Below are 15004 nucleotides of genomic sequence, written 5' to 3'. Positions count from 1 at the left end.
CGCTAGCTTTCCGCCCCGCGGCGGGGGCGCCCCGTCCGCGGCCGGCAGCGTGACGCCGGTCCCGATTTCGCCTCCGTGGCGGGCTCGCCTCCGGCGTCGCCCGCCCGTCGTCTCTCCGCCCTCCGGTCCCATGGCGACCTATCGCTTCGCCCAAGTGCCCGCCGACGGCGCGCCCATCGAGTACTCGAACGGCGTCCTCTCCGTCCCGGCCCGCCCGATCGTCCCCTTCATTGAAGGCGACGGCACCGGCCCCGACATCTGGCGCGCGTCGGTCCGCGTGATGGACGCGGCCGTCGCCAAGGCCTACGGCGGCGAGCGCAAGATCGCCTGGATGGAGGTCTACGCCGGCGAGAAGGCCGTGGCGACGACCGGCGAGTGGCTGCCCGAGGAGACCATCGAGGCGCTGCGCGAGTTCCGCGTCTCCATCAAGGGCCCGCTCAGCACCCCCGTCGGCGGCGGCATCCGCTCGCTCAACGTGGCGCTCCGCCAGATCCTCGACCTGTACGCCTGCATCCGCCCGGTGCGCTACTTCGAGGGCGTGGGCGCACCGGTGAAGGAGCCGCAGAAGCTCGACATCGTCATCTTCCGCGAGAACACCGAGGACGTCTACTCGGGTATCGAGTTCAAGGCCGGCTCGCCCGAGGTCGACCAGCTGCGCGGGATCCTGAAGGACCAGTTCGGGAAGGACGTGCGCGAGGGCTCGGGGATCGGCATCAAGCCCATCTCCGCGTTCGGCTCCAAGCGCCTCGTGAAGATGGCGATCGAGTACGCCCAGAAGACCCGGCGCGACAAGGTCACGCTGGTGCACAAGGGCAACATCATGAAGTTCACCGAGGGCGCGTTCCGCGACTGGGGCTACGAGGTCGCGCGCGACGAGTTCGGCGGCCAGGTGATCGACAAGGGCCCGTGGCAGTCGATCGCCGACGGCGGGATCACGGTGACCGACGTGATCGCCGACGCCATGTTCCAGCAGCTGCTGCTGCGCCCCGACGAGTACTCGGTGATCGCGACGCCCAACCTGAACGGCGACTACCTGTCGGACGCCGCGGCGGCGCAGGTCGGCGGCCTCGGGATCGCGCCGGGCGGCAACGTCGGCGACGGCCTCGCCGTGTTCGAGGCCACCCACGGCACGGCGCCCAAGTACGCGGGCCTCGACAAGGTGAACCCGGGCTCCGTGATCCTCTCGGGCGTCATGATGCTCGAGTACATGGGCTGGGACGAGGCCGCGAAGCTGATCGTGAGCGGCATGGAGAAGGCGATCGGCAAGAAGACGGTCACGTACGACCTCGCGCGCCAGATGCCGGGCGCCACCGAGGTCTCCTGCTCGGGCTTCGGCGACGCGATCATCGCGGCGATGCAGGCCTGACGCTTGCGGCGGGGCGGGCGGTCCCGGGACTCCTCCCGGCGACCGCCCGTTCCGCGTTCCGTACGTCCCCGTACGTCCCCGTACGTCCATCCGATCCGATGCCACTCCAGTTCGCGCTCTCCTCCGACGCGCCCGACGCGCTGTCGACGCCGCTCCTGGCCATCGCGCTCGCCGCCGACGAGGCGCTGCCCGCCGCGCTCGCGGACCTCGACGCGCGCCTGAACGGCACCCTCGGCCGCGCGCTGTCGCGCCGTGACTTCCGCGGCGGCCGCGACGAGACGCTGCACCTCGCGGGCGGCGAGCAGGGCGTCGAGCGCGTGCTCCTCGTCGGCATGGGGAAGGCGACCGACCGCAACGTCGCGCTGCGCCGCGCCGGCGCCGTCGCCGCGCGCGCCGCGACGAAGCTCGGCACCGGCGCGCTGGCGTTCTACGCGGCCGATCTCGACGCGCGCGGCGTCGAGGAGGCGGCCGTCGGCATGGGCCTGGGCGCCTGGAGCTACGACGACCTGAAGGCGAAGCCGCCCGAGAAGGATCGGCGCGCGCAGGTCTCGACGGTCACCGTCGTGGCCGACGCGGCCCACCAGTCGGGGCTCGCGGCGGCGGAGGCGGTGACCGCGGGCTACGCGACGGCGCGCCGCCTCGCGATGATGCCCGGCAACGTCTGCACACCCGACACGTTCGCGCAGGTCGGCCAGGAGATCGCCGACGCGCACGGCATGGCGCTGACGGTGCTCGGCCGCGCGGAGCTGGAGGCCGAGGGGATGGGGTCGTTCCTCTCGGTCGCGCAGGGGACGCCGCAGGATCCCAAGCTCGTCGCGCTGGAGTACCGGAAGGGCGGCGACGCGAAGCCGATCGTGCTGGTGGGGAAGGGCCTGTGCTTCGACACGGGCGGCATCAACATCAAGCCCGGCGACGGCATGTGGAACATGAAGTTCGACATGTGCGGCGCGGCGGGCGTGCTGGGCGCGATGGAGGCGATCGCGCGGCTCGGCCTCGCGGTGAACGTCGTCGGCGTCATCGGCTCCACCACCAACATGCCGTCTGGCACCGCGATGAAGCCGGGCGACGTCGTGCGCGCGATGTCTGGCAAGACGATCGAGAACCACAACACCGACGCCGAGGGGCGCCTGGTGCTGTGCGACCTGCTGCACTGGGTGAAGAAGTACGAGCCCGCGGCCGTCATCGACGCCGCGACGCTCACGGGCGCGATCGTCATCGCGCTCGGCAACTCGACGGTGGGCGTGTTCGGCAGCGACGACGCGCTGACGCAGGAGGTGCTGGCCGCGGGCCGGCGCGCCTCGGAGCGCGGCTGGGAGCTGCCGATGTTCGACGACTACAAGGAGCAGCTCAAGAGCGACGTCGCGGACCTCAAGAACGTCGGCGGCCGCGCGGCGGGCTCCATCACCGCTGCCTGGTTCCTGCGCGAGTTCGTCGAGGACGCGTACCCCTGGGTGCACCTCGACGTCGCCGGCACCGCGTACTCCGAGACGGACCTCGGCTGGCTGCCGAAGGGCCCGACCGGCACGCCCACCGGCACGTTCATCGAGTTCGTGCGGGGGAGGGCGAGCTGAGTCGCCGCTGGTGGCGCGGCCGCGGGCTCCTCGCCGCGGCCGCGGCGTTCCTGATCGGCGCCGGCGCGTCTGGGACGGCCGGCGCACAGCAGCCGGTCCCGCCTCCGCCGCGCCCGCCCGCCGACACGCTCAGGCGGGACACGGTGAAGGTGGCCGTCCCGGTGCCGCCGCGCGATTCGGCCGCGGCCGCGCGCTCGGACTCGATCCGCGGCATCCCGGACTCGCTCGCGACGCGCCGCGCGCGCGCCGACAGCATCCAGCCGCCGCTCGCGCTGTCGGAGCTGCCGCCGACGATCGGCGTCGGCCAGCCGTACCGCTGGACGCGCGACTCGCTCTTCCGCACCGGCAGCCTGACCGCCCTCGACCTGCTGGACCGCGTGCCGGAGCTCACGGGCTTCCGCACCGGTTGGCTCGCGTCGCTGCAGACGGCGTCGGTGCTCGGCGACTTCAAGCGCCTGCGCGTCTTCCGTGACGGGATCGAGCTGGACCCGGTCGACCCGCGCATGGGCGGCGCGCTGGAGCTGCACGACGCGCAGCTCTGGCAGCTCGAGGAGGTCGTGATCGAGCGCGCGGCCGCGGAGGTGCGGCTGCACATGCGCACGTGGAGCGTGCGGAGCACGACGCCCGCGACGCGCGTCGACATCTCCACGGGCGACGACGACACGAACCTGTACCGCGGCTTCTTCGGCCGACGCTTCGGCAACGGCGGCGCGCTGCAGATCGGCGCGCAGAACTTCGGGTCGGGCGCGCGCAACCGCCGCACCGGCGGCGGCGGCGACGGGCTGTCCGCGTTCGCGCGCGTGGGCTGGGCGCGCGGGCGGCTCTCGATCGACGCCTACCTCTCGCGCCTGGACCGGCAGCGCAACCCGACGTTCCCGTTCAACGAGGCGGACACGATCCTCGTGCGCGCGGAGTCGCGCCGCGACGAGGGCTACGTCCGCATCGGCCTCGGCACCCCGGACGCCGGGCCATGGGTGCAGGCGGTCGCGAACGTGATGCGCTTCCGCCTCGACGGGACGGGCTACGTCGTCGGCGTCGACACGACGCGCGACGCGGGCGGCGTCATCACCGCGCTCGACACGCTCGTGGCGCCGGACAGCGGCGCTTCTCGGACGCAGTACCTCCTGACCGGTGGCTTCACGCGCTGGGGCGTGCGACTGTCCGCGGCGGATCGCTGGCGCGTCTACGCGGGCCGCAACTGGCACTCGCCGGCCGTGCGCGCGTCGTTCGACCGCTCGTGGCTCTCGGTGTCCGCGTTCGGCGAGCGCGGCGCGCCCGACTCGACGCTGCGCCTGGACGTCAACGGCCGCCTGCAGCCGCTGCCCTGGCTCGCGGTGCTGGGCGCGGTCAGCCGCACCACCGTGGAGTACACGGCCGGCGACGCGACGCGTCACGTCGCGCGCGGCGAGGTGGGCGTGCGACTTGGGCGGCTGTGGCTCACCGGCGGCCGCGTGATACGCAGCGGCGGTGAGGTCTTCCCGCCGCAGGCGCTGTCGCGCGTCCCGACCGTCGACTTCCAGGCGTACGCCGCCAACCCGCTGCCGCTCGTGACGGTGGCCGAGCCGCGGGCCAACGGCACGGTGGTGACGCTGCGCGGTCGGGTCTACAAGGACATCGTGCTCGACGTCCACGGGACCGCCTGGGACGCGGGCGGCGCCTACCGGCCGCAGTACCAGACCCGCGCCGAGGTCCGCCTGGAGACCAACTGGCTGCGCCGCTTCCCGACCGGGAACTTCGGGCTCGTCCTGGCCATCACCGACGAGTACCGCAGTCGCACGCTCTTCCCGGTGCGATCGGACTCCTCGGCGACCGGCGTGGCCGAGCTGTTCACGAGCGCCTCGAACACGCTCGGAGCGCTGCTCGAGATCCGGATCCAGCAGGCGACGGTGAGCTACCAGATCCGGAACGCCCTGAACCGCGAGTACGAGCTCGTGCCGGGGATCCGGATGCCGCGGCCCCTCAGCTTCTACGGCGTGCGCTGGTACTTCTTCAACTGACCCGCGATCCGAACGGGGCGCCGGCGGGCTCCACGGTTGACCAGGTCGTTGCGCCCCAATAGCTTGCGCGGTTCATCATGATTCGCAGCATGACTGGGTTCGGGACCGCCGACGGGCGCGTGGGAGCCGCGCGCGTCACCGTGGAGGTCCGCACCGTCAACCACCGCTTCTTCAGCCCGAGCCTCAAGCTCCCGGCGCCGCTGGCGCGCTGGGAGTCGGAGGTGCGCGAGGCGCTGCGCCAGCGCGTCGCCCGCGGGCACGTGACGCTGATGGCGCGGCACGAGCGCGACGCCCAGGAGGCGCGCGGCGGGCTCGCGATCGACGAGGCGCGCTTCGCCGGCTACGTCGCGCAGCTGCGCGCGCTCGCCGAGCGGCACGGGATCGCCGACACGCTCGACGTGGCGACGGTGCTCCGGCTCCCCGACGTCATCACGACCGACGCGACGCCCGAGCCCGAGGGCACGGCCGAGGAGCTGCTCGCGATCGTCGATCGCGCGGGCGCGGCGCTGACCGCGATGCGCGAGGACGAGGGGCGGCGGCTCGCGGTCGTGCTGCTGGAGCGCATCGCGATCGTCGAGGCGGCGTTGGCCCGCATCGCGGCCCGCGCGCCCGAGCGGCTGACCGAGCAGCGCGACCGGCTGCGCACGGCCGTGCAGGAGCTGGTGGAGAACGTGAAGGTCGACGATCAGCGGCTGGCGCAGGAGATCGCGATCCTCGCCGACCGGCTGGACGTGAACGAGGAGCTGGACCGCTTCCGGTCTCACATCACGGCGTTCCGCGCCGCGCTGTCGGACGCCGGCGCGGACCAGGTGGGCAAGCGCCTCGGCTTCCTGCTGCAGGAGATGCTGCGCGAGGCCAACACGACGGGGAGCAAGGCGAACGACGCGGCCATGCTGCACGACGTGGTGCTGGTGAAGGAAGAGCTGGAGCGCATCCGCGAGCAGGTCGAGAACGTCGAGTGATGATTCCCCCGCACCGCGCGTCGTGATCCACTTTCCCGTCATCCTCTCCGCGCCCTCGGGCGGCGGCAAGACGACCATCGCTCGCCGCCTGCTGGCGACGCGCCGGGACCTCGGCTACTCGGTCTCGTGCACGACGCGCACGCCGCGCGCGGGCGAGGTGGACGGGAAGGACTACCACTTCCTGACGCTCGACGAGTTCGAGGCGCGGCGGGAGGCGGGCGAGTTCGCGGAGTGGGCGCGCGTGCACGGCAACATGTACGGCACGCTGAAGAGCGAGGTCCAGCGCGTCCTCGACGGCGGGCAGCACGTCATCATGGACATCGACGTGCAGGGCGCGAAGGCGTTCCACGAGGCCTTCCCCAGCTCGGTGCTCGTGTTCGTCCTGCCGCCGTCGGCGAACGTGCTGCGCGACCGGCTGGCCGCGCGCTCGACCGAGGGGCCCGAGATCCTCGCGCTGCGGCTGCGCAACGCGCGCGACGAGCTGCGCGCGATCGCGGACTACCACTACGTCGTGGTGAACGAGGACCTCGACCGCGCGGTCGCGCAGGTCGCCTCGATCATCGACGCGGAGAGCGCGCGGCGCGAGCGGCTGCGCGCGCTGGAAGAGCAGGTCGCCGACCTGATCGCCGAGATCGAGCGCGGCCTGGACGGCGTGCCCGCTGCCGCACACTGAGCGCCCACTGAGTTCGTTCTACATCACACCGAGAGGCAATCGCATGCAGGTCTTCACGCCGAACGAGATCGCCAAGCACTCCGCCAACAAGTACCTCGCGGTGCTCGTGGCGGCGAAGTACGCGCGCGTCCTGAACGAGTTCCCGCGCGTCCCCGGCCGCACGGGCGAGAAGAAGCTGACGACGCGCGCGCTCGAGGAGCTGTCGGGCGGCAACATCGACTACCAGGTCGTGCCGCGTCGCCGCGCCGGCGAGCCGTAAGCACGTCCCGCCGCTCCAGCCGCCGGCGTCCGCCGCCATGCGTCCGTTCCAGGGCCGCCGGGTCCTCCTCGGCATCACCGGCGGCATCGCCAGCTACAAGGCCGCGTGGCTGGCGCGCCTGCTCCAGCAGGCGGGCGCCGAGGTGGACGTGGTGATGACGCGCGCCGCGACCGAGTTCGTCGGCGCGGTGACGCTGGAGGCGCTGACCGGTCGCCCCGTGCACACGGCGCTCATCGCGGCGGGGCACGCGCTCGATCACATCAAGATCGCGCGTGCGGCCGACGTCGTCGTGGTCGCGCCGTGCACCGCGGACTTCCTCGCGCGCGCGGTGCACGGCCACGCCGACGATCTGCTGTCCGCGTGCCTGCTCGCGACCAGCGCCCCGGTGCTGCTCGTGCCGGCGATGAACGACCGCATGTGGGCGCATCCGCAGGTGCAGCGCAACAGCGCGCACGCGCGCGAGATCGGGTACCACGTGCTCGATCCGGACGACGGCGCGCTCGCGGTGGGCGAGGGGACCGGCCCGGGGCGCATGCCGGAGCCTGAGACGATCCTCGCGCACGTCGGCCGTCTGCTGGAATCCGACGGCGCGCTCGCGGGGCGGCGCGTGCTCGTCACCGCCGGGCCGACGCGCGAGGCGATCGATCCCGTGCGCTACGTGACGAACCACAGCAGCGGGCGCATGGGCGTCGCACTCGCCGCGGCCGCGTGGCGCCGCAGCGCGAACGTCACGCTCGTCGCCGGTCCGCTGCAGGTGCCGGTGCCGGCCGGCGTGCGCGTGGTGCCGGTCGAGAGCACGCAGCAGATGCACGACGCCGTCGCGGCCGAGCTGCCGGAGGCCGACGCGCTCGTGATGGCGGCGGCGCCGTCGGACTTCCGCCCCGCCAACGTCGCGTCGCAGAAGATCAAGCGCGGCGCCGGCGCGCTGAGCATCGAGCTGACGCCGAACGACGACATCCTCGCGGGCACGCGCGAGCGGCGGCGCGACGGCGCGGTGATCGTCGGCTTCGCGCTCGAGACGACGGACCTCGAGGCGAATGCGCGCCGGAAGCTCGCGTCCAAGGGCCTCGACCTGATCGTGCTGAACGACGCGACCGAGCCGGGCGCCGGCTTCGGCGTCGACACCAACCGCGTCACCTTCCTCACGCCCGACGGCGCCGTCGCGCCGCAGGCGCTGCTGCCGAAGGGCGAGGTCGCCGACGCGATCCTCGACCGCGTGGCCGCGCTGCTCGCGGCGCGCGGCGTGCGCTGAGCCGGACGCCCCGGCCGCAGGAGTAGAGCCTCGATGGACGCACGCGAGCGGCTGCGCCGCTATCTGGAGCAGCGGCGCGAGCTCGGCGAGTCCGAGCTGGTGCTCGACGGCATGAGCATCGACGAGGTGCTGGGCGTCATGGGCGCGCTGCGGCAGCCCGGCGCGCCGCTCGCCAAGCCCGCGTCGCCCATGCGTCCCCTGGGCGGCGATCGCCCGGCGACGCCCGCCGCCGCGGCGGACGACGACGCGGCGGCACCCGCCGACCATCCGCGCCTGCGCGGCGAGGGCGAGCCGGGCGTGCAGGAGCTGCCGCCGCGCCCCGGCGCCCAGCCCGCGATGGAGGAGCGCGGCGGGCTCGCACGCGAGATCGACGTCGCGGGGGCCGAGACCGGCGACTGGCGCGCCGCCTTGCGTGCCGCGGGGCTGGGCAGCACGGTGCCGACGGCACCGGGCGCTCCCGCGACGCCGCCGGCCGATGCGCCACGCGCCGCGGAGCCGCCACCCGCTCGCCCGACCGCGCGCCCCGCCGCCGACGCGGGCCGCCTGATCACGGGCAGCCCCTACCCAGGGACCGACGTGCCGATCGGCATCGTCGCGGGCGCGGAGCTGGGGCTGATCGGCGGCGAGTTCGACCATCTGCGCGACCTCGACGAGATCGCCCGGACGGTCCACGACTGCACCCGCTGCCCCCTCTACAGGACCGCCACGCACGGGGTCCCCGGCGAGGGTAACCCCGACGCGGACTTCGTCGTCGTGGGAGAGGCGCCGGGTGCCGACGAGGACGCCTCCGGACGCCCCTTCGTGGGGGCGTCGGGACAGCTTCTTACCAAGATCCTGGGCGCGATTAACTTGGCCCGGGAGGACGTCTTCATCTGCAACGTGGTGAAGCACCGTCCGCCGGGAAACCGGAACCCCACCCCCGACGAGGTCGAGGCCTGCAGTCCCTACCTCGCCCGTCAACTCGAGCTGGTGCGCCCGAAGGTCATCCTCACCGTGGGGAACTTCGCCGCGCAGACGCTCCTCGGCACGAAGCTCGGCATCGGCAAGCTGCGCGAGCAGGTGCACCTCTATCGCGGGGTGCCGCTGATCGCGACCTACCATCCCGCCGCGCTCCTGCGCAACGAAGCCTGGAAGCGTCCAACCTGGAAAGATGTCCAGCTTGCCCGTCGAATTCTCGATCGCCCCGCCGCCGCGGGTTGACCCGTATCGCGACCGCCGCCCCCCGTACACCGAGGAGGCGGAGCAGGCGGTGCTGGGCGCCATGCTGCTCGACCAGGACGCGATCCTGCGCGCCGGCGAGCACGTCGACGACACGATGTTCTACCGCGAGGGCCATCGGCGGATATTCCGCGCGATGCTCTCGATCTCCGAGCGCGGCGCGGTCGTCGATCCGCTGACGCTGAGCGACGAGCTGGCGCGCCGCGGCGAGCTGGAAGCGAGCGGCGGCAAGGACTACATCGCGTTCCTCGTGGACGCGGTGCCGACCGCCGCGAACGTCGAGTACCACGCGAAGATCGTCCGCGAGAAGGCGACGCTCCGGCGCCTGATCGAGGTCTCGACCGGTATCGTCTCCGAGGCGTTCGAGGGCCGCCGTCTGGCCAACGAGCTGCTCGACGAGGCCGAGGCGAAGATCTTCCAGATCGGCGAGCAGCAGAACTCCGGGAACTTCACCCGGATCAAGGAGCTCCTCTGGCCCGCGATGGAGAAGATCGAGGCGCAGAGCAAGGCGGGCAACGCCGTCACGGGCGTGGCCACCGGCTTCCGCGACCTCGACGAGATGACGTCGGGCTTCCAGCCGTCGGACCTCGTGATCGTCGCGGCTCGCCCGTCAATGGGCAAGTGCCTCGCGCACGACGCCGAGATCCTCCTCGAGGACGGCAGCGTCGCGACCATCGAGGAGATCCATCGCGGTCGTCGCGGCCGCGTGCTCACGCTCGGCAAGGGATGGAAGTTCTCGGCGACGTGGCCGAGCGCGTACGTCGACGACGGGATGAAGCCGGTCTTTCGCGTCAGGACGCGCCTGGGTCGCACGATCGAGACGACCATCACGCACCCGTTCCTGACGGCCGACGGCTGGCGTCCGCTCGCGGAGATCGGCGTCGGGACGCGCGTGGCGGTGCCGCGCGAGCTCCCGGTCTTCGGCGCGCAGCCGATGCGCGACGCCGAGGTGCGCCTGCTCGGCTACCTGCTGGGCGACGGCGGCCTCACGGGCACCACGCCGCGCTTCACGAACACGGACCCGCGCGTGCTCGCCGACTTCCGCGACGCGGTGACGGCGTTCGGCGGCGTGGAGGTCACGGAGGACGCACGGCCGGAGCGCGCGACGACGTTGTCGGTGCGCGGCGGCCCTCGCGGCTCGCGCATGCCCAACCCGCTCACCGGCTGGCTCACGGCGCTGGGCGTGTGGGGCTGCGGCGCGCGTGAGAAGCACGTCCCGACACCGGTCTTCACGCTGCCGCGCGAGCAGCTCGCCGTCTTCGTGAACCGGCTGTTCGCCACGGACGGCTGGGCCACGGTGCTCGCGAGCGGTCAGGCGCAGCTGGGCTTCGCGTCGGTGAGCGAGCGTCTCGCGCGCCAGGTGCAGCACCTGCTGCTGCGCTTCGGCGTCGTGGCGTCCCTGCGCCGGCGCACCGTGCGCTATCGCGACGAGCGCCGCATCGCGTGGCAGCTCGACGTCACCGACGCGCGCGCCATCCGTACCTTCGCGCGCGAGATCGGCATCTTCGGCAAGGAGGCGGCGCTCGACGCGGCCGTCGAGGCGACGGAGCGTCGCCGCTACCAGACGAACCGCGACCTGATCCCGGCGGAGATCTGGGAGCAGCTGCGCGAGGCGACGGGCGACGAGAGCTGGGCGTCGCTCGCGGGTCGCGCTGGGATCGCCGGCGAGTCGAACGTGCACGTGGGCACGCGCGCCCTCTCGCGCGCCCGCCTGGAGGCGTTCGCGCTCGCGCTGGACGACGCGCCGCTGCGCGAGCTGTCCGGCAGTCAGGTGTACTGGGACGAGATCGTCGAGATCGAATCGGTCGGCATCAAGCAGGTCTACGACCTGACGATCCCGGAGACGCACAACTTCGTGGCGAACGACGTGTGCGTGCACAACACGGCGTTCACGCTCAACATCGCGCAGCACGTGGCGATCACGGAGCAGAAGAGCGTCGCGTTCTTCTCGCTGGAGATGAGCAAGGACTCGCTCGTGCAGCGCATGCTCACGTCCGAGGCGCGCATCGACGCGCAGACGCTCCGCAAGGGCCGCCTGCGCGACGACGACTATCCCCGCCTCGCGCGCGCGGCGGGCATCCTGTCGCACGCACCCGTCTTCATCGACGACACGCCCGGCATCTCGGTGCTCGAGATGCGCTCCAAGGCGCGGCGCCTGAAGTCGGACCACGGGCTCGATCTGATCATCGTCGACTACCTGCAGCTGATGACCGGCCCGTCGGCCGAGAACCGCCAGCAGGAGGTGTCGCAGATCTCGCGCGGCCTGAAGGCGCTGGCCAAGGAGCTGAGCGTCCCCGTGGTCGCGCTGTCGCAGCTCTCGCGCGCGGTCGACAGCCGCGCGGGCGCGGAGAAGGGACGCCCGGTGCTCTCCGACCTCCGCGAGTCGGGCGCCATCGAGCAGGACGCCGACCTGATCATGTTCCTCTTCCGCGAGGAGGTCTACGCGGAGCGCGAGAACGGCGTCCTCAAGGACCCGAGCGTCGAGGGGAAGGCCGAGGTGATCATCGGCAAGCAGCGCAACGGCCCGATCGGCAGCGTGCCGCTCTTCTTCCACAAGCAGTACACGCGCTTCGAGGGCCTCGCGCGCCAGCAGTACCACGGGGAGTAGCGACCGCAGCGTCGAGCGTGTAGCGGCGAGCGTCGAGGGGGGCCGGTGCGTGGCGCCGGCCCTTCGTGCGTTCCGGCGGTCGCCCGCGGCGTCGCCTTCGGTGTATAATCGGGAACGGGGAGGCGCAGACCGGCACGGAGCCGACTCGACGCTCGCCGCTCACCGCTCGACGCTCCCCATGGCCAAGTCGAAGACCGTCTACCGCTGCACCGAGTGCGGCGCTGAGTACTCCAAGTGGCAGGGTCGCTGCGAGACCTGCGGCGAGTGGAACTCGCTCGTCGAGGAGGTCGCGGCGCCCAAGGTCGCCGCTAAGGGCGCGGGCTCCGCGCGGCGCATGGGCGGCAGCGCGTCGCTGGGGGAGGGCGGGAGCGTCGCCGTCGCGCCGCGGCTGCGCGACGTCTCGGGCTCCGAGCGTGAGCGCTGGACCACGGGCCTCGACGAGTTCGACTTCGTCCTCGGCGGCGGGATCGTGCCCGGGTCGATGGTGCTCGTCGGCGGCGAGCCGGGTATCGGCAAGTCGACGCTGCTGCTCCAGATCGCGGCGCGGCTCCAGCAGACCGGGCGCAACACGCTCTACGTGTCCGGCGAGGAGTCGCCGCTGCAGGTGAAGCTGCGCGCCGACCGCCTGGACGAGCCGGCGGGCGACGTCGCGCTGCTGAGCGAGACGCTGCTGGAGACGATGATCGCGACGGGCACCGCGTCGGCGCCCGACCTGATGATCGTCGACTCGATCCAGACCGTCTTCACGCAGGACCTCGAGGGCGCGCCCGGAAACGTCGGCCAGGTGCGCGAATGCGCCGCGCGCCTCATGCGGTTCGCGAAGGAGACGGGCACCGCGACCTTCGTCGTCGGCCACGTCACCAAGGGCGGCGGGATCGCCGGGCCGAAGACGCTGGAGCACATCGTCGACACGGTGCTCTACTTCGAGGGGGAGAGCACGCTCGACCACCGCGTGCTGCGCGCGACCAAGAACCGCTTCGGCTCGGTCGACGAGATCGGCGTCTTCCGCATGACGCAGGGCGGGCTGCTCGCCGTCGAGAACCCGTCGGAGCTGTTCATGGGCGACCGGCACGACGCGGCCTCCGGCAGCGCGGTCACGGCGCTGCTCGAGGGCACGCGGCCCGTGCTGGTCGAGATCCAGGCGCTCGCCGCGAAGGCCGGCTACGGCACGCCGCAGCGCGTCGCGACCGGCTACGACGGGCGTCGTCTCGCGCTGCTCCTCGCGGTGCTCGACAAGCGCGCGGGGCTCAACTTCTCGCAGCTCGACGTCTTCCTGAACGTCGTCGGCGGCATGCGGCTGCAGGAGCCGGCGGGCGACCTCGCGGTCGCGGCGGCGCTCGCGTCCAGCCTCTACGACCGCGCCCTCCCGCGCGAGGCGGTCTTTCTGGGCGAGGTGGGCCTGGGCGGCGAGATCCGCCCGGTCTCGCAGACCGAGCGCCGGCTGGCCGAGGCGGCGAAGATGGGGATGACCGTGGCGTACGTGGCGGAGCGCGGGGTGCCGAAGCGGCCGCCCGCCGGGATCCGCGCCGTCGGCGTGCGCACCGTGCGCGACCTCTTCGAGCGCGTCTTCTCGTAACGGCGGGCGTCGGGCGTGCGCCGGCCGCGTGCTCGGCGCGATTAGCTTTCGCGCGTGTCCGACTTCGACCTCCCGCCCTCCGCGCCGCGGCGCATCGTCCCGCCGCCGGCGATCACCAGCCGCCCGGGCGCCGAGTCGCGCGCGGCGTCCGACGTCGTGCGCGACGTCGGCGTCGTGATCGTCGCGGGCGGGCAGGGGACGCGCACCGGCGGCACGGAGCTCAAGCAGTTCCGCTGGGTCGCCGGCAAGCCGATGCTGCTGCACAGCCTGCAGACGTTCATGGCGCGGCCCGACGTGCACACGGTGGTCGTGGTGCTGCCACGGTCGCACGCCGCCGATCCGCCGCCGTGGCTCTTCCAGTGCGACATCGACCGGCTGCTCGTGTCCACCGGCGGCCGCGAGCGCGCGGAGAGCGTCGCCAACGGGCTGGAGGACATCCCCGACGACGTGCGCACGGTGCTCGTGCACGACGCCGCGCGGCCGCTGGTGCCGGACGACCTGATCGAGCGCGTGGTGCAGGAGGCGCGGCGCGGGCACGGCGCGGTGCCGGCGCTCCCGGTCGTCGACACCATCAAGGAGGTCGACGAGTCCGGGCGCATCGTGCGGACCGTGGAGCGCGCGCGTCTCTGGCGGGTGCAGACGCCGCAGGGCTTCCCGCGCGAGATGATCGAGCAGGCGCACGCGGTCGCGCGCCGCGACGGCATCGTCGCCACCGACGACGCTGGGCTGTGCGAGCGGCTCGGCTTTCCCGTCGTCGTGGTGCCCGGCAGCGAGCGCGCGATGAAGGTGACCGAGGAGGGCGACTTCGCGCGCGCCGAGGCCCTCTTCGCGCTGCCGGCATGATCGCGGCGCCGGGCGCGGTCCCGTTCTGGTCGCCCGAGGAGGTCGCGGCGTCGCTGCGCGGCTCGCAGCTGCACCTCGAGGCGGGCGGCGTGCTCGCCTACCCGACGGAGACCGTGTACGGCTTCGGCACGGCCATCGACCACGAGTCGGTCGAGACGCTCGTGCGGCTCAAGCAGCGGCCGCCCTCGAAGCCGTTCCTGCTGCTGATCGCCGGCAGCCACATGCTGGACCGGCTGGGACTCCACCTTCCGCCCGCCGCCGCGCGGCTGGCGGCGCGCCACTGGCCCGGCCCGCTGACGCTCGTGCTTCCCGGCGGCGACCGCCGAGTGCCGCGCCGGCTCCGCGGGCCCGAGGGTGGGGTCGCGGTCCGCTGGACGCCGCACGAGGGCCTCACGCGTCTGATCGGCACGCTGGGCGACGCGATCACCTCGACGAGCGCGAACCGGCCCGGCGTGCCCCCGGCGATGGCGGCGAGCGAGATCGTCGCGCAGTGGCCCGACGCCGTCAATCGCGGCATCTTGCGCGTGTTGGATGGGGGGCGGATCCCGCCATCGGCGCCGTCGACCGTCGTCGATTGCACGGGCCGGCATCCGCGCGTCATCCGTCCGGGCGCGATCGCCGCGGCCACGCTGCGCGAGAGCGCGCCGGACCTGATCGGGGACTGCTGAGGTATCACAGG

General features: G+C 73.0%; 12 protein-coding genes. All 12 read left to right on the top strand.

Going from position 1 to position 15004, the window contains the following annotated elements; genetic code table 11:
* Positions 1–130: 130 nt before the first annotated feature.
* Entirely contained in the window at positions 131–1366 is a 1236-nt protein-coding gene (gene icd / locus rosag_RS18935; protein WP_284351738.1) for an isocitrate dehydrogenase (NADP(+)), read from the top strand.
* Positions 1367–1464: 98 nt separating this feature from the next.
* Positions 1465–2937, top strand: a complete 1473-nt coding sequence (locus rosag_RS18930; RefSeq protein ID WP_284351737.1) for a leucyl aminopeptidase — start codon at positions 1465–1467, stop codon at positions 2935–2937.
* A gap of 143 nt (positions 2938–3080) precedes the next feature.
* Complete coding sequence (locus tag rosag_RS18925; RefSeq protein ID WP_284351736.1) at positions 3081–4934, top strand: hypothetical protein; 1854 nt, start codon at positions 3081–3083, stop codon at positions 4932–4934.
* Positions 4935–5023: 89 nt separating this feature from the next.
* The gene (locus tag rosag_RS18920) at positions 5024–5896 is read left to right on the top strand and encodes a YicC/YloC family endoribonuclease (protein ID WP_284351735.1); all 873 of its coding nucleotides are present in this window, start codon (positions 5024–5026) and stop codon (positions 5894–5896) included.
* Between the two features lie 22 nt (positions 5897–5918).
* Entirely contained in the window at positions 5919–6569 is a 651-nt protein-coding gene (gmk, locus tag rosag_RS18915) for a guanylate kinase (RefSeq protein WP_284351734.1), read from the top strand.
* A gap of 43 nt (positions 6570–6612) precedes the next feature.
* On the top strand, positions 6613–6828 hold the full coding sequence (locus rosag_RS18910) for a DNA-directed RNA polymerase subunit omega (RefSeq protein ID WP_284351733.1): 216 nt from the start codon (positions 6613–6615) through the stop codon (positions 6826–6828).
* Between the two features lie 37 nt (positions 6829–6865).
* Entirely contained in the window at positions 6866–8080 is a 1215-nt protein-coding gene (coaBC, locus tag rosag_RS18905) for a bifunctional phosphopantothenoylcysteine decarboxylase/phosphopantothenate--cysteine ligase CoaBC (protein WP_284351732.1), read from the top strand.
* Positions 8081–8179: 99 nt separating this feature from the next.
* Complete coding sequence (locus rosag_RS18900) at positions 8180–9280, top strand: uracil-DNA glycosylase (RefSeq protein ID WP_284351731.1); 1101 nt, start codon at positions 8180–8182, stop codon at positions 9278–9280.
* Entirely contained in the window at positions 9240–11906 is a 2667-nt protein-coding gene (gene dnaB, locus rosag_RS18895) for a replicative DNA helicase (protein WP_284351730.1), read from the top strand. Before rosag_RS18900 ends, dnaB begins: the two co-directional genes overlap by 41 nt.
* Positions 11907–12084: 178 nt before the next feature.
* Complete coding sequence (gene radA / locus rosag_RS18890; protein WP_284351729.1) at positions 12085–13482, top strand: DNA repair protein RadA; 1398 nt, start codon at positions 12085–12087, stop codon at positions 13480–13482.
* 54 nt (positions 13483–13536) lie between these two features.
* Positions 13537–14325 (top strand): 2-C-methyl-D-erythritol 4-phosphate cytidylyltransferase, encoded by a 789-nt coding sequence (ispD, locus tag rosag_RS18885; RefSeq protein ID WP_284351728.1) that lies wholly within the window; start codon positions 13537–13539, stop codon positions 14323–14325.
* Complete coding sequence (locus tag rosag_RS18880) at positions 14322–14993, top strand: L-threonylcarbamoyladenylate synthase (RefSeq protein WP_284351727.1); 672 nt, start codon at positions 14322–14324, stop codon at positions 14991–14993. The genes ispD and rosag_RS18880 overlap by 4 nt, the downstream gene beginning before the upstream one ends.
* Positions 14994–15004: the final 11 nt, after the last annotated feature.

The organism is Roseisolibacter agri (assembly GCF_030159095.1).
GTDB lineage: Bacteria > Gemmatimonadota > Gemmatimonadetes > Gemmatimonadales > Gemmatimonadaceae > Roseisolibacter > Roseisolibacter agri.
Note: the sequence above shows the minus strand (reverse complement) of the source record. Positions and strands in the feature narration are given on the sequence as shown.